Here is an 18,743-nt window from a genome sequence, read left to right on the forward strand (position 1 = left end):
CCATGGAAGGTTTAAGGCTGGAGCCATTACAGGAATGGCAATTGCCAACGTTGATGTCCTGGTTGCCGGATAAACAGCAGTGCCAACAGTGGGGTGGCCCCAATTTCCGATTTCCGTTCGATCAAGGATCTTTTCTAGAGGACTGCCGGTGGCCGGAGTTGCCAAGCTATGTTCTTCTGGATCGAGAAGGAGAAATGCTCGCCTTCGGTCAATATTACCAACACCTGGACCGGTGCCATTTGGGCCGTCTGATTGTCTCCCCAAATCACCGTGGGGTCGGCCTTGGGGAAGAACTGGTAACACTTATTGCACAAACCGGTATCAAAGCCCTGGGTGTAGCAGAGTGCTCTTTGTTTGTATTGCGTACTAATTTGGCGGCGCGCAGACTCTACGATAAGTTGGGTTTTATACAAGTTGCCTACCCTGAACAACGCGAATGGCTTGATCTGTGTGATTTTATGGTCGCACCGGCTGAAGGCTTTCAGTGAGAACAGATAATAGAATAGTGATTATCCGATGTCTGAATTAATACAGCCAGCTACCGAGCGTCTGCAGCTACGCCAATGGCGGGAAGAAGATAAGCCCGTGTTTGCCGAAATGAACGCTGATCCCAGTGTGATGGAGTTTTTCCCTTCGCTACTGACACGGGAAGAAAGTGATGCGGGTGTCGATCGTAGTAGCGCACATATAGAAAAGTATGGATGGGGCTTCTGGGCTCTGGAGCTCAGGGAGAGCGGAGAGTTTCTTGGCTTTGTCGGTATAAAAAATGTGACCGATAACCTGCCCTTTGCCCCGGCGGTAGAGATTGGCTGGCGACTGGCTCGCCCCTTTTGGGGTAAGGGTTATGCCAGTGAAGCGGCACGGGCATCTCTTCATGTAGCTTTTAACTCTCTGTGGCTTAATGAGGTGGTATCTTTTACGCCGTTACAAAATATTCGTTCTCAAAAAGTAATGGAACGCTTGGGTATGCAGAGGGATTTTCTCGTTTTTGAGCACCCGCAGGTTCCCCGCGAAAGTCCTTTACTGCGTCACTGCCTATATCGTCTAAGCGCCAGTGACTGGAAAAAATTTAGTGTAATTGGTTTCGACTAACCCGGGAACAAATGCTCTTGGCTGGGTTCGGATAGGAAGGCGAAAAAGGTTCGCTCTCTTATTAATAATAACCAGTCAGATATTTCCTCACTTCCGATGTCAGGTGAGGACAGGGAGTTCTCGCTATGGGATGGTGGTTTTCTTTTAAGTCGATCTTTATAACGGCTATTGGCCTTTTGCTAATGGTTGTTCATCTCAGTGCATCTGCTGAACCTTTTCTCAAAATCAGTCAGCGCCCGGATGGTTCATCACTTTATTGGTCTCTGGAAAAACCAGCGAATAAAGGAAAAATTGGTTTGTTCCTGATGGCCCAGGGCTCTGGCTGTTTACCGGCAATTAAAAACACCACTCTTCAGCAGGCCAAAGAGATGGCTGTAGATTATGCCGTATTAATGGTAGAGAAATATGGAGTAACCCATACCGACAGCCCCGAAGAACAATTTAAAGATTGTTCTCAGGAATACATAGCCAATCATACTGTTGAGCAGCGTACGCTAGATGTTGAGCAAATTGTTGACGAACTACGCGGGGCCGATTGGTGGAATGGCAAGCTGGTCCTGTTTGGTGGTTCCGAGGGCGGTGACCTTGTTGCCCGATTGGCGCCCAGGTTAAATCCCGATGCCGCAGTGGTTTTTTCAAGCGGGTTGGGGGAGTCGTTTGCTCAGGTGTTAAAGGGTTTGGTTCCACCCCATGTCGCTAAAGAGGTGGATGTCAAACTTGCCTATGCCCGAGCCAACCCCAAAAGCGCGGAAATCTGGGGTGGAAACTCTATGCGTTGGTGGGCCGATGTCGCTGATCGGGTACCGGTCAATGACTTACTGGACAGTCGTGCCCCTGTCTTGTTGATTCAGGGCGCAGAGGATAAATCTGCTCCGGTCAGTTCCGGCCGTGCAGCGAGAGATGCTTATGTTTCCGCCGGGCGCTGTGAGCTGACTTATTGGGAGTATGCTGATTACGATCACTTTATGACAGATACTGATGGGAACAGTCACCGAGGTGAGGTATTTGAGCGGATTACTGGCTGGATTGAAGACGCTGTACTGAATGGAGCTCCTGGATGTATCTCCGATACAGGAAAAAAGAAATAGAGACCTATAGATGAATATAAGAATCAAATTAGCCGCAATAGTAATGGCAACTTATTCCAGTATTACGATGGCAGAAAATTTCTCTGTATTGCCGCAACTGGATACCTATAAAGTGCCGGAATCCTGGCGTCAGCCGGTAGCGCCGCTAAAGATAGCGGATAATACATGGCAGATAGGTACCCAGGGAATTACTTCTTTATTGCTAAAGGGTAAAGAAGGTGCGATTCTAATTGATGGAGGAATGGAGCAGACGGCTGAGCACTTATTGGGAAATATGCGCAGATTGGGAATTGCACCCACTGACCTGAAATTAATTTTGCACAGTCATGCCCATGCAGATCATATCGGTCCCCTGGCCGAGCTAAAACGTATTACCGGCGCCCAGGTAGTGACAAATGCTGAGTCGGCAGTATTGATGGCTCGTGGTGGCGCTAATGATATTCATTTTGCAGATCAAATTTTATACCCATCAGTAAACGCGGACCGTATCCTGCATCATGGAGAGCAAGTTGTCCTTGGGGACTTACGACTTCGTGTACATTTTATTCCGGGGCATACTCCTGGCAGTATGGCTTGGACTTGGCAGGATACTGTTGATAGTAAGGTTATCGATATCGCTTATGTAGATAGCCTTACGGCTCCAGGTTATCAGTTGGTCAATAATCTCCGTTATCCCGATATTGTTCAAGATTACCGAATGAGCTTTGAACGGGTGCGTAAATTACCCTGTGACCTACTTATCACACCTCATGCGGGCGCAAGTGGATGGGTGTTTCGTGATACAGCTAAGCAGAAGAAAGCGGTTAGCTGCGAGAAATATGCAGCTAAAGCTGGCAAAAATCTGGAGAAAAAACTTGCAAGTAATTCACAATAGAATCTCTCTGGGCATATGAAATTACATGGTTAAATTTTTAACGTCCCCTACTGGATTTAGATTGTAATAGTTATTGCAGAGTAATATGTGATGTTTACAAAATTATTCAAAAAGTATCCCAAGCAGAATGCTGGATCTCAATTTTATTTTTTGAAATTGGCTTATATTTTTTCTTTGCTTCTATATCAGCAGGTTGCCAACGCTGATGCCTTTGCCATTGAAGGGGGGAAGTGGTTTGATGGAATGGGTTTTAAGCCAGCGATCTGGTTTGTTGATGAGAATGGCCTCTTGACCAGGACTCGGCCGCAAGAAGTTGATTACATCATTGATGCCAGAGGAAAATTTGTAGTACCACCGTATGCCGAGGGGCATAATCACAATCTGCAAAACCCTTGGGGTATTAAGAATTTTGAGGCCTTGCAAGTGAAGTCCGGAGTTTTTTACAGTGTGCAGATGTGCAGCTTTGGTAAGGGGTTGGAAACGCAGTTTAGCGGTGAAGATACCATGGATGTTTTATTTGCCTCAGACTGCATAACGGCTTCTGATGGCCATCCCCTAAGGGTGATTTTAAATGGTAAAAAAAATGTCACCAATGATGAATTAAAAAGCGCCCAGGAAATGGTCATGGTGGCAGAGGATAAAGGGGATCTAGATCAAATATGGGAGAAAGTTGAAGCTAACCATCCCTCTTTTATTAAAATTATACTTGTTGGCAGTGAAAAGTTTGAGGAGCGCCATGGTGATAAGAAATACCTTGGAGTTAATGGCCTCAATCCTAAGCTGGTGCCGGTTATTGTCGAGCGTGCGCATAAATTGGGGATTCCGGTGGTGGCTCATGTGGATACCGCTCATGATGCCATGGTAGCTATAAAAGCGGGTGTAGATATCTTGGGTCATTTGCCCGGGTATCGAATCGCAAGAAATGAAGGGTTTGATAGACAGGATTATGTGTTAAGCGATGCTGTTATTGCTGCGGCTGCTAAGCAAGGTACCAAGCTGATTGCTACTGCCAGTGTGCCTTCTGAGCATAGCTATCCTGAAGATGAATTGAAGGAAATCCAGACGGTTCAAAAAGATAATCTTTCTCGTTTACGCAATGCGGGCGTACCCTTATTAATGGGGAGTGACAACTTCTCCGGTACGGTGCTTCGTGAAATTCGTTACCTGGATACTCTGGATATTGCACCGAGAGAAGTATTGCTGAAGTCCCTAACTATGGATACTCCAAAGTGGATGTTCCCAGAGCGCCACTTGGGCTCGTTTTCTGAAGGTGCGGAGGGCAGCTTCTTAATATTAGAGGGTAACCCTCTGGAGGATCTTGGGTTTCTCGATAAGATTTATATTGGTGTTAAGCAGGGGCATATATTAGTCAGTTCCCCCAGTAGTAATTAGCGATAAATATACTCAGAATTTTTTCTTTGGCCAATGTAAGCTTGGTTGAATATCCCCAGCTTGATGACCAAGCTGGGATTTAGCCCTTATATTTGCTATCCGTCTTCTGCTTTTATATTTACTTTTCCAACAAGCGATGTACTTTTGGCACAAGATAGAAATACATTAGGGGGACGAGAATTCCTGTCATGATCAAAGATTTCAGTCCTATCGCAATTTGTAGATCCAGTGCTTTTATTGCCAATAGTAAAAGAGTGACAATCGGATAAACCAATGCCCATATACACAGGGCATGTAGTATAGATTTATTCATTATTTTAAGCCTTCCATAAAATTGGATATCATCCGGAAGTATCCAGGCAATATTTTTTGTAAAAAGTACTTTCCGTCTGTAGTGAGTGCTACACATTTAGCCCGGCCGTCACTGGAATCTGCTTTCATGGTGATGAGTCTATCCTCCACCATACTTTTAAGTGTGCGCGTCATTACTGGCCGGGAAATATCGATACGCTCTGCAATCTCCGAAACCAGTAAGCTATTTCTTTCCGGTTCCCGGTCGATAACGATCATTATCAAAAACCGTAGTTGGGATGTCCCATGGTCGGAAAAATAACTTTCCAGCTCCCGCAAAAGCAGGCTCGCATCCCGCATTATGGTGAGAGCATCCTGAATCGCTTTGGGGTTATTTACAGAAAACTGCTTTGCATAGCCTTCCACCATTTGTTGTGAAGGTAGTTCTTTAAGAAAAAACATAGGGAGCTACACCAATCTTTCCAGCTTATTGATTTCTACAGGTTCTTTTAGCCAGTCTTTATAAGCTTCAAAAATCGGTACGATGTAGGGCATGGCGTAATGCCTATCGAGGTCTTCCTGGCTGCACCACTCTTCGTATAAAAACAAGCTTTTCTTATCCTGGTGTACAGCAAACTGCAGGCAGCCCTCCTCTTCCAAGGTATTTGGAACTATGGATAGGATTGCCCGTTTGGCTTGTTCGAAGAACTCCGCCTTTGGTGAGATTTTGGCAATGATAAATAGATGGCTTTTCACAGTCGCTTTTCCAAAGTATCAATATAGTTATCATGATAACTATATATCAAAAGACGTCAACCGCTAGTGGCTGATGTAGTAATCTAGGGAAATGCCACCTATCAGCATTAAATGACAGGATTCTGGTCTATAGGAATTAACTAATTGAAAGAGCTGGCCACCTGGCGTCTATCAAGGTTTCGGTAAGCCAGAGCCTCGGCAATCTGCGTGGAGCTTATCGTTTCTTGCTTGGCGAGATCCGCCAGGGTGCGAGCCACTTTGAGCACTCGGTGGTAACTGCGTGCGGAAAGGCCCAGTTTTTCCACTGATTGGCGCAGTAGATGTTTCTCTTTATCCCCCAGGGTACAGTGTTTTTCCAGCTCTGCCCCTTTTAAAAGGTTGTTGGTACTTCCTTGCCTTTGAACCTGTAGTTGCCGTGCAGCGCAAACCCTTACCCGCACACTTTCGGATGGTTCCCCAGGAGCTGCATCCTGCAGTTGCACAGCATTCATAGCACCAACCTCTATCTGCATATCGATACGATCCAGCAAGGGGCCTGACAGTTTATTGCGATATCGGTCTATCTGGTCCGGAGTACAGCGACAGCGGGGCTCACCCAAGTAGCCGCATGGGCAGGGATTCATTGCGCCTACCAGTTGAAAATTCGCGGGATAAGTAACCTGGGCGCGTGCCCGGGAGATGCGCACTTCACCGTTCTCCAGGGGCTCCCGCAGGATTTCCAGGGCATGGCGGGGAAACTCTGGCATCTCGTCGAGAAACAATACTCCGCAATGGGCGAGTGAGATTTCACCTGGCTTTGGAGTACTGCCGCCACCGACCAAAGCGGTTGGTGAAGCGCTGTGATGTGGAGCCCGAAAAGGTCTCTGGCTTTGGTGAGGCATACCGGCACTGGAGTAGACAGCGGCGACCTCAATCGACTCGGCAGTTGTGAGTGGTGGCAATATACCGGGCAGACGACTGGCTAACATGGTTTTGCCTGTTCCCGGAGGGCCATAGAACAACAGGTTGTGCCCCCCGGCTGCGGCTACTTCCAGGGCGCGTCTGGCTTTAAGCTGACCGCGAATATCTGCGAGGTCTGCGCACTGGATGGTGGGCTCCTCCTGAGATTTTACGGCTTGGGACAGGCTTTCACGTCCATGCAACTCCGCGCAGATCTGCAGCAGGGAGCTGGCGATTAGAGTTTCACCCTCAGCCAGTGCTGCTTCAGCTCCGCACTCCCGGGGAGCTACCAGTTTGCGTCCGGCGGCCGAGCAGGCAATGGCAGCGGGTAAGCTACCGCTCACTTCACGTAGAGCGCCGGTAAGGGCTAATTCCCCGATAAACTCGTAGTTTTCCAAGGCTTCAGCGGGAACCTGCCCCGAAGCAGCGAGTATGCCTATGGCAATGGCGAGATCGTAGCGACCACCTTCTTTGGGAAGGTCGGCGGGGGCGAGATTGACTGTGATACGACGCTGGGGGAACTCAAAATGGCTGTTGATCAGGGCGCTGCGCACCCGATCGCGACTCTCTCGCACTGCCGCTTCAGGAAGGCCCACTATATGAAATGCGGGGAGGCCATTGGCCAAGTGAGTCTCTACGGTAACTAGTGGGGCAGATACCCCTAACTGGGCTCGGGCATGGGTTACTGAGAGGCTCACAATTTCATTCCTGAAATGGTTGCCGGAGAGTTCAGTCTTCGGCTTGGTTATCCCTTTGTGCCAGAGCTTGCTCCAGCATTTCCACTTTATCTTCCAGGCGCGCCAGTTTTTCACGGGTGCGCCTCAATATTTCCACCTGGGTATCGAATTCGCGCTGGGATACCAGCGGTAGCTTATCCAGAGACACTTCCAAAGCGTTGCGTAGGTCATTGCTGACCACTGCGCCCTGTTGTTGCAGTTCTTTCAGTAGCTGTTGCAGTTTATCCGCAGCCACAGGCAGCTCCTTACTGAGTAATTCATATCTTTTGGCACTGGATTGTAACCCACAGAGTTTTGCCGCAACAGTTGCCTAAAGGTGCACTATTCTGAACTTTGCTCCTGCAGGAACTCCCCACTTCTGTGCATATACCGACAATTGGAGCCATCTTGGTGCGCACTGGTTTGCGGGCGCTCTGTTCGTATTTATTTCAATTTCTCATTTTCTTATCTAACTCATTGATTTTATTGAGTGCTGCGGCTTTGGCATCAACTCTGCAAACAGTCAGGGCAGGTGTGCCATTTACGATCACTGGGAGTCCGGGAAAGTAGCGGTTCACAAGACGCAAGAGACCCTCTGTCATACCCGACAGTAAAGGACCGGTTGCAGGCGGCGCCATTTCAAGAATCAAAAAATTTCAGACTTAATAAATCTTGGAGGATTAAAGGTGAAAACTAAAATGAACAAAATCGCCACTGTCTTCTCTGGCGCTGCCCTAGCACTAGCTATTAGCAATATATCTTTTGCCGAGCAAAGTGATCCAAGTTTCAGTGTTAATGCTGGATTGGTTTCAGATTACAAGTTTCGAGGTATTAGTCAAAGTGATGGAAGGCCAGTAATTCAGGCTGGAATGGATCTGGATGTTGGTAATGGCTTTTATTTGGGTACCTGGGCTTCCCAAGTGGATTTTGATTATGGCAGTGATGAAACTGATTATGAGCAAGATTTCTACGGTGGTTACTCCACAGAAATTAATGAATCTATAAGCTATGATATTGGATATATTTATTACGCCTATCATGGAAGTGGTCGCGATGAAGATTATCAAGAGATCTATGGAAGCCTAACCTTCTCCGATCTAACATTAGGTTTTGCATATTCAGATGATTATTGGGCCGATTCAGGCAATTTTTATTATCCATATGCAGGTTACAGCTTTTCTTTGCCTTCTGATTTTAGTTTAGACCTTCATGTTGGTTTAAACCTATTTGATGAAGAAATATTTCTGTACGAATCCGACTCTTATATCGATTACTCCGCAACTCTCAGTAAAAATTTTGGCGGCCTTACTCTGAGCGCTGCTTTTGTTGGCACTGATGTGAGCGACAGAGAGTGTTTCGATACCGACTGGTGTGAACCCACCTTGCTCGCTGGAGCAACCTACGCCTGGTAATAAAAACGCCCGCAATTGTTAGCGGGCATTATTTTTTTGTGGGGGAGATCCATGAAACTGATTACTGCAATTATCAAGCCCTTCAAATTGGATTCAGTGCGGGATGCTCTGCGAGAGGCCGGTGTTAAAGGCGTTACAGTCAGTGAAGTGAAAGGATTTGGCCGGCAAAAAGGCCATACAGAATTATATCGGGGCGCAGAGTATGTAGTGGATTTTTTGCCTAAAACCATGTTGCAAATTGCTGTAACTGAGGAGCAACTGGATGAAGCATTGGAAGTAATTGGCTCCAGTGCACAAAGCGGAAAAATCGGCGACGGCAAAATTTTTGTGGCTAATCTTGAACAGGTGGTTCGCATACGTACTGGAGAGACCGGTAGTGAAGCTATTTGAGTCAGTAATAATCAATAAATAATTTTAAAATTCTAAGAATTAAACGGAGAGAGAAATGGAGAATCAAGTATTTCAATTGCAATATGCAATTGATACGTTTTATTTTCTAATGTGTGGTGCACTAGTGATGTGGATGGCTGCAGGCTTCGCCATGTTAGAAGCAGGCCTGGTGCGCTCAAAAAACACCACTGAAATTCTGACTAAAAATGTCGCGCTATTTGCAATTGCATGCATTATGTATCTGATGACCGGTTACGCCATTATGTATGATGGCAGCTGGATGCTTGCAGGCATAGAGGCCTTTAGTCTTGAAGGTGTATTGGCCGACTCTGCCAAGAATGGCTTTGAAGGGGACTCGGTATATTCCGGTGCTTCCGACTTTTTCTTCCAGGTAGTATTTGTTGCTACCGCAATGTCCATTGTATCTGGTGCCGTTGCAGAGCGCATGAAGCTGTGGAGCTTCCTCGCATTTGCTGTAGTGCTCACAGGGTTTATTTACCCGCTTGAGGGTTCCTGGACCTGGGGCGGCAAAGATGTATTTGGACTGTACAGTTTGAGTGATCTTGGCTTCTCTGACTTTGCCGGTTCCGGCATTGTTCATATGGCTGGTGCTGCTGCCGCGCTGGCAGGTGTTCTACTGTTGGGTGCCCGAAAAGGTAAGTACGGTCCCAATGGGCAGGTCTATGCCATTCCCGGTGCAAACTTGCCGCTGGCAACCCTTGGTACATTTATTTTGTGGATGGGCTGGTTTGGTTTTAATGGCGGTTCCGTGTTGAAGCTGGGAGATGCAGCCAGCGCGCATTCTGTGGCTATGGTATTTCTCAACACCAATGCCGCTGCAGCAGGTGGGGCTATAGCCGCACTAATTACTGCCCGCCTGCTATTTGGGAAGGCTGATCTCACTATGTTGTTGAATGGAGCCTTGGCCGGCTTGGTGGCTATTACTGCAGAACCATCTACGCCGACTGCGTTACAGGCGACCCTGTTCGGTATGGTTGCTGGAGTCCTGGTAGTTTTCTCTATTATCACTTTGGACAAGTTGAAAATTGATGATCCGGTTGGTGCTATTTCTGTGCACGGTGTTGTCGGCTTGCTTGGTCTGTTATTGGTTCCAGTGACCAATGAAGGTGCCTCTTTTATTGGCCAGTTCGTTGGTGCATTGACTATTTTCTTCTGGGTTTTTGTCACTTCCTTTGCCGTGTGGTATCTGCTTAAGTTGGTGACCGGTATTCGTGTCAGCGAAGATGAAGAACAAGAGGGTGTTGACTTGGCTGAATGTGGTATGGAAGCTTACCCGGAATTTATGAGCAAATAGTTGTCCTGCGACGATACTGCCCCATGTAGGGGCGCTATCTGACTGAGGTTCCCGCAAAGAAGACAAATCAGGGGAAATACAAGAAATGAAATTGATTACGGCCGTTGTAAAGCCCTTCAAATTGGATGACGTGCGTACCGCATTGTCTGAGGTTGGGGTTCAGGGGATGACAGTAACTGAAGTAAAGGGCTTTGGTCGCCAGAAAGGGCATACGGAGCTCTACCGTGGCGCTGAGTATGTGGTGGATTTTCTACCCAAGGTTAAGCTGGAGTTAGCGGTCGACGACGATATGGTGGACTCTGCTGTTGAAGCGATTACCAAAGCTGCACAGACCGGGAAGATTGGTGATGGAAAAATCTTTATTACAGCACTGGAAGAAGTGATCCGTATTCGGACCGGCGAAACCGGATCTGAGGCTGTTTAATCGGCAGCAAACTTAGTTATTCTCTTCTCTCAGGCCATCTGTGTCTGGTGCCTATACAAGCCCCTTCCGGGGCTTTGTTATTTCAAAACCTTAGTCCTCCTAGATGCCTTTAGGTTATTTGCAATGGTGGGTTGCCGTATTGTCGCTAAATTCCCCATAGCAAACCGTAATATTCCCCGGTTTTTGTCCCAACAAAAAACTCTACTGTACCGGCTGCTTGTGGCTGGCGGCTCAGATCGAGAGTGCCTATATATTAATCGCCGCTTTGATGCGGTAGGGGATCGCCACAGATTGTGGCTTTCGGTTTCATTCTCGCCGCGGGAAGGGGCGGCACAGAGGTACTCCCTCTGTAACAGGAGTAAGGGTTACAGGGTTTTAGCTATGAAAGATGGTTATGAAGATCAAGGCAAGAGCTCCCGCAGCAAAGAGTCTGAGGAATTTGCCGAAGAACGCTCTATTACCTCCCGTGAACGTGCCAGAAGCCAGTTGAGCACGGATGTGGAGGAATTTCTCGCCAGCGGCGGGGCAATTAGTGAAATTGACCCGGAAGTTACTGCCGATCCCCCGCGTAAACCGCAGCCTAAATACGGCAGTCGTCCTATTTAGCGCCTGAGGGATTGCCGCCCCTGCAGTGAGGATGGCGGCAATTTCTTTTTAAAGATCCTTCCGGGCTTTGGAAGGTGCAGTCTCAGCGCCCCATCAGACTGGGCAGCAGGCGCTCTAATACTTCGCCAATGTAGGAAAGAAACAGGGTGCCGAGGCTTGATCGATAGTACTGAGGGTCAGAAGAGCCAACGGCGAGCACGCCCAACTGGTTACCTAAGGGAACCACCGCCGCGGAAGCGACATCCTGCCAGCTTTCACCAAAAAGGAATTCTTTCTCGCCGGGGCGTAAGGCACCACATACTGGGCGACCATTACGCAAAATTCCTCCAATTGCCGTTTCTGCACCTGCGTGTGAGCTGGTTTGTACCTGTCCCAGGCTGCGGGCACTGGGTAGTGGTCCAAATAGGGTCAGGTTGGTGAATTCCACATTGAAATCATTAGCAAAGCTGGAATAGAGAGCGTCTGTTGCTTCGCCGATGTCCTGAGCTTCAAGAAGGGCTAGGATCAGGCGGCGGCTGTTAAAGAAGAGTTGGTCGTTGTCACGGGCATTGTGCAGTAGTTGGTCCAAGCGCTGGCGCATTTCAATATTGCGCTCTCGCAAGAGGTTGGTTTGATGTGTCATCAGAGACACGGTCTTCCCATTTTCCCGCGGTAGCTTGATGGTTTCGAGTAGGTCCATCCGGTCGACAAAGAATTCGGGGTTTTGCATCAGGTAGCGAGCCACCTGCCGAGCTAGAAGCTTGTCATCCCGCTGTGTTTCCTTGTGACTGCCGGCGACAATCTCTTCAGAGCTCTGATTGGCGTCTGTCTGTTCCATCATGGTCCATTTACATTATTGGCTCGGGTTTTGGGTGAAATGACAGTCCCAGTGGGTAAGGACCCACTATCGAAAGGTACTACAGAGTTCCCAGGGAGGTCGGATAGCCGCCATCTTGCCCGCAAAATTATTCAAATAATGATTTGCCCGTGGAAAACTGTTGTTGCGGGCCCGGTCATAGTAACCGGCTGGCCTGGCCCACTCCAGTGAATTGTCAGCTTGCCACCGGGAAGGTGAATTTCAACCTTCTCATCCACAAGCCCGCGCTGGTGGGCATAAACCATTGCCGCGCAAGCACCGGTGCCGCAGGCACGAGTTTCTCCCACCCCTCGTTCAAACACACGCAGTTGCGCTTCGTCACGGGAGTCGATTTGTAGAAAGCCCACGTTGACCTTTTGTGGGAAGCGCGGGTGAGCTTCAATTAGCGGTCCCAACTGGTCAACTGGGGCTTGCTGTACATCCTCAACCAGCAGTACCGCGTGGGGATTGCCCATAGATACGGCACCGATGGTATATGTCTCGTCAAGGACATCAATGGGGTAACTGTCAGCGTAGCGATCGGCACTGAAGGGGATTTGTTCCGGCTCCAGCACTGGTGCGCCCATATTGACGCTTACTTGGTCGCCATCCATGACTTTAAGTTGCAGGATGCCACCGGCCGTTTCGACTTTTAAACGCTTCTTGCCGGTGAGGCGGCGGTCGCGCACAAATCGGGCGAAGCAACGCGCGCCATTTCCGCAATTTTCCACTTCACTGCCATCGGCGTTGAATATTCGGTAGCGGAAGTCTGCATCGGGGTCGCGGGGAGATTCCACCAGTAAAACCTGATCGCAACCAATGCCTAGGCAGCGGTCGGCAATTCGACGAATTTTGTCGGGGGATAGTTTGATTCTTTGACTGATGCCGTCGAGCATCACAAAATCGTTGCCAAGCCCATGCATCTTGCTGAATTTAACGCGCATTCCATTTCTCTAATGATTTTGTGTACCTGACGGATATGGATGCCTCTCAGGCTCGAATATGCCGTGGCGACACAGGTGTTTCCTGGTCCACCTGGTCACCATCGATTGGCATTACCAATATGTCGAGATTTTATAAGTATCGAACAGCCTGTCTGTGGGGTGTTCGCGTAGCCCCCAGAGATGGTGGCACTAAAATCTTTATTTTGACATCTATTTCGCCACAAAGAATCAGGCTTTCTCCGGTACCGGGGTTTCTCCCCGCACCAGGTCGCTAAAGCTTTCCCGCGCCCTTACCTGGTAGGTGTTGCTACCGTCGACCAGCACTTCCGCTGCCCGTGGCCGGCTATTGTAATTAGAACTCATGGTAAATCCGTAGGCACCGGTAGAGAGCATGGCTAGCAGCTGACCCTGTCGTAGAGTCAGGGCCCGGTTTTTGCCGAGGAAATCACCGGTTTCGCATACTGGCCCGACGATATCCCACATGGCGTTTTCCCCGTGATCGGGGGTCACCGGCACTATATCCTGCCAGGCCTGGTACAGGGCCGGACGCAGATTATCGTTCATTGCCGCGTCAACGATGGCGAAATTGTGCTCCTGCGTGCGCTTTAGATAGTCAATGCGGGTCAGAAGCACACCGCCATTGGCGGCGATTGAACGCCCTGGTTCAAGGACCAAGCCGAGATTGCGATCGCCAATGCGCTTAAGTACTGCCTCGAGGTAATCCGCCACCGGTGGGGGCTCTTCACCTCGATAGCGCACGCCCAGGCCGCCGCCCAGGTCCAAATGCTCTAATTGGATGCCTTTATCGGCGAGGTCATCTACCAAAACCAGGAGTCGATCCAGGGCATCGAGGAAAGGTGCGACTTCAGTGAGCTGAGAGCCGATATGGCAGTCCACACCAATTATTTTCAAGTGGGGGGACTTGGCTGCACCTAGATAGACTTTCAGGGCACAATCAATAGCGATGCCGAATTTGTTTTCCTTGAGACCGGTGGAGATATAGGGGTGAGTTTGCGCGTCGACATCCGGATTTACGCGCAGGGAAATTGGGGCGACGGTTTCGCATTCGGCAGCTACCTGCTCCAGGCGCAGCAATTCAGCTTCAGATTCGATATTGAAGCAGTGCACACCCACTTCCAGCGCGCGGCGCATCTCATTGGCAGTTTTGCCCACACCGGAAAAGACTATCTGTGAGGGATCACCGCCTGCCAGTAATACACGCTCCAGCTCACCGCCAGAGACGATATCGAAGCCTGACCCCAGCTGAGCCAGTAATGAGAGTATGCCAAGATTGCTGTTAGCCTTGACCGCGTAGCAGATCAGGCCGGGATGGTTGCCCAGGGCATCGGCATAGGCCCGGTATTGCCGCTCAAAATGAGCGCGGCTGTATACATAGGTGGGAGTGCCGAATTGCTCGGCAACCTGCTCGAGGGAGACGTCTTCAGCCCAAAGGCTGCCGTTGCGATAACTGAATTCACTCATTTCTCAGTTTCTTGCTCCTCTGGGTATTCTTCATACAGAGGCTCTTCTCCTAATGGTTCAGGCACAGCTTCACCGGCCGGTTCAATGGCTGGTCCACTGGGCTCCACTGCAGTGCTGCTGGTAGGCGCCGTATTGGGCGGGCCAGTAGTAATACTCGGCGCGGGCTCTGCCGGTGCCTGAGGTAAGTACAGCGGGCCCTTCTGGCCACAGCCTGCAATCAGTGCGGAGGCACCTAGTAGCGTGAGGAGCGGGAGAAGTATTTTTTTCGGCATGGGTGACATCCTGCGCTCGGGCTTTCGAAGCGGTGTTCGGCAAAAGCCTGATAGTATAGCGGCCGAATAAATTCATCACAGTAGACGGTAACAGAAGTAACAAAAGATGAGCCAAGCGGAATACGAAGCGGCCATTGAGCGGAGCCTGATGGCGATAGAGGATGCCCTGGATGAGTGTGATTGGGACATCGATTACGAGCGTAGTGGGTCGGTTTTAACTCTTACGCTGGAGGATAATGGAAGCCAGGTGATTCTCTCTCGCCAGTCGGCCAGTCGCGAATTGTGGGTGGCAGCTAAATCCGGCGGTTATCACCTGGCCTTTGAAAACCCCGGCTGGAAATGCGGCACTACCGGGGAGGATCTGACCACTCTGCTTGATCGTGTGCTGAGTGAGCAGCAGGGCGAAGAGGTCAGCTTGGGGCTGGGGCCCTAACCGCAGTAATTTGGCTTTTTAGAAAGCCCGGAAAGCCGGGCTTTAACTTCAAATCCACTAACAGCGCTGTTTGATTGCTTCACGTGCGCGCGCACAGGCCGCACGTACCTGATTGGGTGCGGTACCACCGATATGGTCACGGGCGGCCACCGAGCCCTCAAGGGTGAGCACTTCAAATACATCCTCGCTGATTTCAGCAGAAAATTGTTGTAGTTGCTCCAGGCTTAGTTCAGCCAGGTCCTTGTTTTGTTCAATGGCAAAGGATACTGATTGACCGACGATCTCATGGGCATCACGGAAGGCAACACCTTTGCGTACAAGGTAATCCGCCAAGTCCGTCGCGGTGGAAAAGCCCTTGGCGGCCGCCTCCAGCATATTGTCTTTTTTCGCCTTGAGAGCCGGTATCATATCTGCAAACGCGCGCAGGCAATCCAGAGCGGTGTCGGCGGCGTCAAACAGCGGTTCTTTATCCTCCTGGTTGTCCTTGTTATATGCCAGCGGTTGACTTTTCATCAGAGTCAGTAAGGCGACTAGGTGCCCGTTTACACGGCCGGTTTTACCGCGTACCAGCTCAGGCACATCCGGATTTTTCTTCTGTGGCATGATGGAGGAGCCGGTGCAAAAGCGATCCGGTAGATCAATAAAATCGAACTGGCTCGAAGTCCAAAGGACCAGCTCCTCGCTCGCTCGGGAAAGGTGAGTGAGCAGCAGCGCGGCGAAAGCGCAGAATTCAATGGCGAAATCCCGGTCGCTGACGGAATCCAGAGAGTTTTCGGTCGGGGCATCAAAACCGAGTAATTCAGCAGTGCGTGCGCGATCAATAGGGTAACTGGTGCCGGCCAGTGCGGCTGCGCCCAGGGGAGAGCGGTTGACTCGCTTGCGGCAGTCCATCAAGCGCTCATAGTCCCGGGTAAGCATGGCGTTCCAGGCCAGTAGGTGGTGGCCAAAAGTCACCGGTTGAGCGCTCTGTAGGTGAGTAAAGCCCGGCATAATAGTGCCCGCTTCGCGTTCCGCCAGCGCTACCAGGCCGGTTTGCAAGCGGGTTAGCTCGCCTGCAATCCTATCGATGCGCCCCCGCAGCCATAGGCGAATATCCGTTGCTACCTGATCGTTGCGGGAGCGGCCAGTGTGCAGTTTTTTACCGGTGGCACCGATGCGCTCAGTCAGGCGCGCCTCGATATTCATGTGCACATCTTCCAGCTGCACTGACCACGGGAACTCCCCTGCCTTAATTTCCTCTGCTATTTCCTTCAGGCCATGGGCGATCTTTTGATATTCATCTGTACTCAATACCCCTACCTCAGAGAGCATCTGGGCATGGGCGAGAGAGCCTTGGATATCCTCCAATGCCATGCGTTGGTCAAAGGTGACTGAGGCGGTGAACCTCTCTACGAAGGCATCAGTGGCTTCACTGAAGCGGCCTCCCCAGAGTTTGGCGGCCGGGTTATTGGCGGAATCGGTGGGGGCTTTTTCGTTGCTCATGGTTTTCCTGGCTGCAGTGAGGTGAAAGGCCGGGGAGCTTGGTGGTATCTTGCGCTTTAAACGTTAGGGACAGTCAAGAATAACAATTGCATGTCAAACTCCAGGCCGGCAGGCATTATATCGCAGAAAATTCGAAAAACTGATACTGATAACAAGGATTCTGCGCTTCCTGGTGTTTTGCCTTTCCTGCCGGATTTGTGCAGCGTCACTTCCCTGGCAGCACTGGTGCTGATGGGAGAACTGTTGGCCCTGGTGCTGGTATTGGCGTTGGATGGGTTGCGAGAATTCAGCTGGCAGCGCCTGGGGTTGATCTCTCTGGTTATCCAGTGGGTGATATTGCCCTCTGCAGCTGTACTCTGCCGCCTGCGCCCCCTTTTGGCCAAGCTCTCGCACAAGCGCGCCGGTGCTATCAGCTTTATAGCGGTGCTGGCGGTATTGATAAGCGTGATGGGAATACAGCGCTATCTGCGCGTACTGCTGTTACAGGCTGATTTCGATTGGTGGGGCCTGGCCAGTGATTGCTTGCTGGGGGCCATTTGCTCTGGGGTGGTTTTGCGCTACGCCTATTTGCAGCAGCAGTTATATAACCAGCAACAAGCGGAGCTCGGCGCACGTATTGAGGCGTTGCAATCCCGTATCCGTCCCCACTTTCTGTTTAATAGTATGAATAGCTTGGCCAGCCTGATCGCTGTGGACCCAGATCGTGCCGAACGACTGGTAGAGGATTTGTGTGCTCTGTTCAGGGCCAGCCTAGCCGATCCAAAACTGGTGCCTTTACGGCAGGAGATTTTGCTGGCGCAGCGCTACCTGGAGATCGAGGCATTGCGTCTGGGGGATCGCCTGAGACAAGAATGGCAATTGGGTGAAGGACTGAATGACATCCAGTTACCCAGTATGTTGCTACAGCCCCTGCTTGAAAATGCGGTGTTACACGGCGTGGCTAAATTGCGTGAAGGTGGGGAAATCAACGTACGAGTTGAAGTTGAAAGTGGTGTTCTCAGGATTGCTATCGAAAACCCCTTGCCCCAGGAAACTGTGCACACCTCCCGGGAAAATAATGGCATGGCGATGGAAAATATCCGCCAACGCCTGTCCGCTTATTACGGCAATCGCTTTATGTTTACCGCCTGTCGGGAGGATGGACACTACAGAGTGGCCCTGCAGCTACCCTTGTTTCCCCGGGAGGCGGCTCTGCGGGAGACAAAGGCCGCTGTATCTACCACTAGAAAAGCCGAGGTGATGGAGTGACCCAGCTGCGAGTCCTGATTGTCGACGATGAACCCCTGGCCCGTGCGCGCCTACAGCGGCAATTGGCCGCGATCGATAACTGCACAGTGATCGGTGAGGCAGCCGATATTGAAACCGCACTAGTGCAGGTGCAGATACTCGATCCGGACCTTGTATTGCTAGATATCGAAATGCCCGGTGGCAGTGGTTTGGAATTGGCACAACAGTTATCTGTTCGCGAATGCCCACCGGCAGTTATTTTTTGCACTGCCCACGATGAATTTGCCTTGCCGGCATTCGCAACTTCAGCAGTGGGCTACTTGTTAAAACCGGTCACTTTAGAGCTGTTGCGCCAGGCTATTACAAAGGTACAGCGCCTCAGCAAACCCCAACAAAAAATGCTGGAAGAGCAGGGATCAGAAGCACCCGATCATCGAAGCCGCATCAAAGCTGTCAGCCGCCGGGGAGTGGAATTACTGGAAGTGGATACGATCCGTTGCCTGGTTGCCGATAGTAAATATGTGGTAGCTCACCATCTTGCCGGCGAAACAATTTTGGATGAGTCCCTTAAGGAGTTGGAGAGTGAGTTCGGCGATCGCTTTGTGCGCGTACACCGCAGCGCCCTGGTCGCTGTGGAATATATCGCCGGTTTGCGCAGGGAGGGTGGAAATTATCGGGTGGAGTTGGATGGTGTAGCAGAGGCGCCGCTGGTAAGCCGACGCATGCTGCCCTCTGTAAAAGCACTAATTACGGAGATATGCTGAGTATTCAGT

23 protein-coding genes are annotated in these 18,743 nt (G+C 50.3%); 13 read left to right on the forward strand and 10 right to left on the reverse strand.

Annotated elements, in window-relative coordinates; genetic code table 11:
• The first annotated feature begins 2 nt into the window (after nucleotides 1-2).
• From ACJJI7_RS07650 to ACJJI7_RS07670, 5 genes are all read left to right on the forward strand, one after another.
• On the forward strand, nucleotides 3-488 hold the full coding sequence (locus tag ACJJI7_RS07650) for a GNAT family N-acetyltransferase (RefSeq protein WP_444902367.1): 486 nt from the start codon (nucleotides 3-5) through the stop codon (nucleotides 486-488).
• Nucleotides 489-516: 28 nt separating this feature from the next.
• Nucleotides 517-1,092 carry a GNAT family N-acetyltransferase gene (locus ACJJI7_RS07655; RefSeq protein WP_444902366.1) on the forward strand — a complete coding sequence of 192 codons (576 nt, stop codon included), beginning with the start codon at nucleotides 517-519 and terminating at the stop codon, nucleotides 1,090-1,092.
• Between the two features lie 125 nt (nucleotides 1,093-1,217).
• Complete coding sequence (locus ACJJI7_RS07660) at nucleotides 1,218-2,180, forward strand: alpha/beta hydrolase family protein (protein WP_444902365.1); 963 nt, start codon at nucleotides 1,218-1,220, stop codon at nucleotides 2,178-2,180.
• 10 nt (nucleotides 2,181-2,190) lie between these two features.
• Nucleotides 2,191-3,054 carry a subclass B3 metallo-beta-lactamase gene (gene bla / locus ACJJI7_RS07665; protein ID WP_444902364.1) on the forward strand — a complete coding sequence of 288 codons (864 nt, stop codon included), beginning with the start codon at nucleotides 2,191-2,193 and terminating at the stop codon, nucleotides 3,052-3,054.
• Between the two features lie 90 nt (nucleotides 3,055-3,144).
• Nucleotides 3,145-4,446, forward strand: a complete 1,302-nt coding sequence (locus tag ACJJI7_RS07670) for an amidohydrolase family protein (RefSeq protein WP_444902363.1) — start codon at nucleotides 3,145-3,147, stop codon at nucleotides 4,444-4,446.
• 118 nt (nucleotides 4,447-4,564) lie between these two features.
• Here the strand turns inward: ACJJI7_RS07670 and ACJJI7_RS22635 are convergent, their stop codons facing one another.
• From ACJJI7_RS22635 to ACJJI7_RS07690, 5 genes are all read right to left on the reverse strand, one after another.
• Nucleotides 4,565-4,855 carry a putative antibiotic biosynthesis monooxygenase gene (locus ACJJI7_RS22635; RefSeq protein ID WP_507021900.1) on the reverse strand — a complete coding sequence of 97 codons (291 nt, stop codon included), beginning with the start codon at nucleotides 4,853-4,855 and terminating at the stop codon, nucleotides 4,565-4,567.
• Complete coding sequence (locus ACJJI7_RS07675) at nucleotides 4,759-5,199, reverse strand: MarR family winged helix-turn-helix transcriptional regulator (RefSeq protein ID WP_444902362.1); 441 nt, start codon at nucleotides 5,197-5,199, stop codon at nucleotides 4,759-4,761. The genes ACJJI7_RS22635 and ACJJI7_RS07675 overlap by 97 nt, the downstream gene beginning before the upstream one ends.
• Before the next feature lie 6 nt (nucleotides 5,200-5,205).
• The gene (locus tag ACJJI7_RS07680; RefSeq protein WP_020413699.1) at nucleotides 5,206-5,493 is read right to left on the reverse strand and encodes a putative quinol monooxygenase; all 288 of its coding nucleotides are present in this window, start codon (nucleotides 5,491-5,493) and stop codon (nucleotides 5,206-5,208) included.
• 140 nt (nucleotides 5,494-5,633) lie between these two features.
• Nucleotides 5,634-7,130, reverse strand: a complete 1,497-nt coding sequence (locus tag ACJJI7_RS07685) for a YifB family Mg chelatase-like AAA ATPase (RefSeq protein WP_444902361.1) — start codon at nucleotides 7,128-7,130, stop codon at nucleotides 5,634-5,636.
• Nucleotides 7,131-7,161: 31 nt separating this feature from the next.
• The gene (locus ACJJI7_RS07690) at nucleotides 7,162-7,404 is read right to left on the reverse strand and encodes an accessory factor UbiK family protein (protein ID WP_020413697.1); all 243 of its coding nucleotides are present in this window, start codon (nucleotides 7,402-7,404) and stop codon (nucleotides 7,162-7,164) included.
• Between the two features lie 442 nt (nucleotides 7,405-7,846).
• Between ACJJI7_RS07690 and ACJJI7_RS07695 the strand changes: the two genes are divergently transcribed.
• From ACJJI7_RS07695 to ACJJI7_RS07715, 5 genes are all read left to right on the forward strand, one after another.
• The gene (locus ACJJI7_RS07695; RefSeq protein WP_282951912.1) at nucleotides 7,847-8,560 is read left to right on the forward strand and encodes a TorF family putative porin; all 714 of its coding nucleotides are present in this window, start codon (nucleotides 7,847-7,849) and stop codon (nucleotides 8,558-8,560) included.
• A 51-nt stretch (nucleotides 8,561-8,611) separates the two neighbouring features.
• Nucleotides 8,612-8,950: a P-II family nitrogen regulator gene (locus ACJJI7_RS07700; RefSeq protein WP_020413694.1), complete on the forward strand. Its 339-nt coding sequence runs from the start codon at nucleotides 8,612-8,614 to the stop codon at nucleotides 8,948-8,950.
• Nucleotides 8,951-9,005: 55 nt separating this feature from the next.
• Nucleotides 9,006-10,265: an ammonium transporter AmtB gene (gene amtB, locus ACJJI7_RS07705; RefSeq protein WP_282951911.1), complete on the forward strand. Its 1,260-nt coding sequence runs from the start codon at nucleotides 9,006-9,008 to the stop codon at nucleotides 10,263-10,265.
• Nucleotides 10,266-10,350: 85 nt separating this feature from the next.
• On the forward strand, nucleotides 10,351-10,689 hold the full coding sequence (glnK, locus tag ACJJI7_RS07710) for a P-II family nitrogen regulator (RefSeq protein WP_020413692.1): 339 nt from the start codon (nucleotides 10,351-10,353) through the stop codon (nucleotides 10,687-10,689).
• 381 nt (nucleotides 10,690-11,070) lie between these two features.
• Nucleotides 11,071-11,295 (forward strand): hypothetical protein, encoded by a 225-nt coding sequence (locus ACJJI7_RS07715; protein WP_282951910.1) that lies wholly within the window; start codon nucleotides 11,071-11,073, stop codon nucleotides 11,293-11,295.
• Between the two features lie 82 nt (nucleotides 11,296-11,377).
• Here ACJJI7_RS07715 and ACJJI7_RS07720 read toward each other — a convergent pair whose 3' ends face one another.
• From ACJJI7_RS07720 to lptM, 4 genes are all read right to left on the reverse strand, one after another.
• The gene (locus ACJJI7_RS07720; protein WP_020413690.1) at nucleotides 11,378-12,115 is read right to left on the reverse strand and encodes a DUF484 family protein; all 738 of its coding nucleotides are present in this window, start codon (nucleotides 12,113-12,115) and stop codon (nucleotides 11,378-11,380) included.
• 128 nt (nucleotides 12,116-12,243) lie between these two features.
• The gene (dapF, locus tag ACJJI7_RS07725) at nucleotides 12,244-13,074 is read right to left on the reverse strand and encodes a diaminopimelate epimerase (protein WP_020413689.1); all 831 of its coding nucleotides are present in this window, start codon (nucleotides 13,072-13,074) and stop codon (nucleotides 12,244-12,246) included.
• Between the two features lie 228 nt (nucleotides 13,075-13,302).
• A complete protein-coding gene (gene lysA, locus ACJJI7_RS07730; protein WP_020413688.1) occupies nucleotides 13,303-14,556 on the reverse strand; it encodes a diaminopimelate decarboxylase in 1,254 nt (417 codons plus the stop codon).
• Nucleotides 14,553-14,828 carry an LPS translocon maturation chaperone LptM gene (gene lptM / locus ACJJI7_RS07735; RefSeq protein ID WP_020413687.1) on the reverse strand — a complete coding sequence of 92 codons (276 nt, stop codon included), beginning with the start codon at nucleotides 14,826-14,828 and terminating at the stop codon, nucleotides 14,553-14,555. Before lptM ends, lysA begins: the two co-directional genes overlap by 4 nt.
• Nucleotides 14,829-14,934: 106 nt before the next feature.
• Between lptM and cyaY the strand changes: the two genes are divergently transcribed.
• Nucleotides 14,935-15,261 (forward strand): iron donor protein CyaY, encoded by a 327-nt coding sequence (cyaY, locus tag ACJJI7_RS07740; protein ID WP_282951907.1) that lies wholly within the window; start codon nucleotides 14,935-14,937, stop codon nucleotides 15,259-15,261.
• 57 nt (nucleotides 15,262-15,318) lie between these two features.
• On the opposite strand, the gene argH is transcribed toward cyaY, so the two are convergent.
• Nucleotides 15,319-16,743: an argininosuccinate lyase gene (gene argH / locus ACJJI7_RS07745; RefSeq protein ID WP_444902359.1), complete on the reverse strand. Its 1,425-nt coding sequence runs from the start codon at nucleotides 16,741-16,743 to the stop codon at nucleotides 15,319-15,321.
• A 90-nt stretch (nucleotides 16,744-16,833) separates the two neighbouring features.
• Between argH and ACJJI7_RS07750 the strand changes: the two genes are divergently transcribed.
• On the forward strand, nucleotides 16,834-17,991 hold the full coding sequence (locus tag ACJJI7_RS07750) for a sensor histidine kinase (RefSeq protein ID WP_020413684.1): 1,158 nt from the start codon (nucleotides 16,834-16,836) through the stop codon (nucleotides 17,989-17,991).
• Nucleotides 17,988-18,734, forward strand: coding sequence for a LytR/AlgR family response regulator transcription factor (locus ACJJI7_RS07755; RefSeq protein WP_282951904.1), 747 nt, complete (start codon nucleotides 17,988-17,990; stop codon nucleotides 18,732-18,734). The genes ACJJI7_RS07750 and ACJJI7_RS07755 overlap by 4 nt, the downstream gene beginning before the upstream one ends.
• Nucleotides 18,735-18,743 lie beyond the last annotated feature (9 nt).

Source organism: Microbulbifer variabilis, from assembly GCF_056232115.1.

Excerpts from the sequence above, each read along its gene's own strand:
- ACJJI7_RS07650 (WP_444902367.1), top strand. The coding sequence starts at position 3 with ATGGAAGGTTTAAGGCTGGAGCCATTACAGGAATGGCAATTGCCAACG.
- ACJJI7_RS07655 (WP_444902366.1), top strand. The coding sequence starts at position 517 with ATGTCTGAATTAATACAGCCAGCTACCGAGCGTCTGCAGCTACGCCAA.
- ACJJI7_RS07660 (WP_444902365.1), top strand. The coding sequence starts at position 1,218 with ATGGGATGGTGGTTTTCTTTTAAGTCGATCTTTATAACGGCTATTGGC.
- bla (WP_444902364.1), top strand. The coding sequence starts at position 2,191 with ATGAATATAAGAATCAAATTAGCCGCAATAGTAATGGCAACTTATTCC.
- ACJJI7_RS07670 (WP_444902363.1), top strand. The coding sequence starts at position 3,145 with ATGTTTACAAAATTATTCAAAAAGTATCCCAAGCAGAATGCTGGATCT.
- ACJJI7_RS22635 (WP_507021900.1), bottom strand. The coding sequence starts at position 4,855 with ATGTGTAGCACTCACTACAGACGGAAAGTACTTTTTACAAAAAATATT.
- ACJJI7_RS07675 (WP_444902362.1), bottom strand. The coding sequence starts at position 5,199 with ATGTTTTTTCTTAAAGAACTACCTTCACAACAAATGGTGGAAGGCTAT.
- ACJJI7_RS07695 (WP_282951912.1), top strand. The coding sequence starts at position 7,847 with ATGAACAAAATCGCCACTGTCTTCTCTGGCGCTGCCCTAGCACTAGCT.
- ACJJI7_RS07700 (WP_020413694.1), top strand. The coding sequence starts at position 8,612 with ATGAAACTGATTACTGCAATTATCAAGCCCTTCAAATTGGATTCAGTG.
- amtB (WP_282951911.1), top strand. The coding sequence starts at position 9,006 with ATGGAGAATCAAGTATTTCAATTGCAATATGCAATTGATACGTTTTAT.
- glnK (WP_020413692.1), top strand. The coding sequence starts at position 10,351 with ATGAAATTGATTACGGCCGTTGTAAAGCCCTTCAAATTGGATGACGTG.
- ACJJI7_RS07715 (WP_282951910.1), top strand. The coding sequence starts at position 11,071 with ATGAAAGATGGTTATGAAGATCAAGGCAAGAGCTCCCGCAGCAAAGAG.
- ACJJI7_RS07720 (WP_020413690.1), bottom strand. The coding sequence starts at position 12,115 with ATGATGGAACAGACAGACGCCAATCAGAGCTCTGAAGAGATTGTCGCC.
- dapF (WP_020413689.1), bottom strand. The coding sequence starts at position 13,074 with ATGCGCGTTAAATTCAGCAAGATGCATGGGCTTGGCAACGATTTTGTG.
- lysA (WP_020413688.1), bottom strand. The coding sequence starts at position 14,556 with ATGAGTGAATTCAGTTATCGCAACGGCAGCCTTTGGGCTGAAGACGTC.
- lptM (WP_020413687.1), bottom strand. The coding sequence starts at position 14,828 with ATGCCGAAAAAAATACTTCTCCCGCTCCTCACGCTACTAGGTGCCTCC.
- cyaY (WP_282951907.1), top strand. The coding sequence starts at position 14,935 with ATGAGCCAAGCGGAATACGAAGCGGCCATTGAGCGGAGCCTGATGGCG.
- argH (WP_444902359.1), bottom strand. The coding sequence starts at position 16,743 with ATGAGCAACGAAAAAGCCCCCACCGATTCCGCCAATAACCCGGCCGCC.
- ACJJI7_RS07750 (WP_020413684.1), top strand. The coding sequence starts at position 16,834 with ATGTCAAACTCCAGGCCGGCAGGCATTATATCGCAGAAAATTCGAAAA.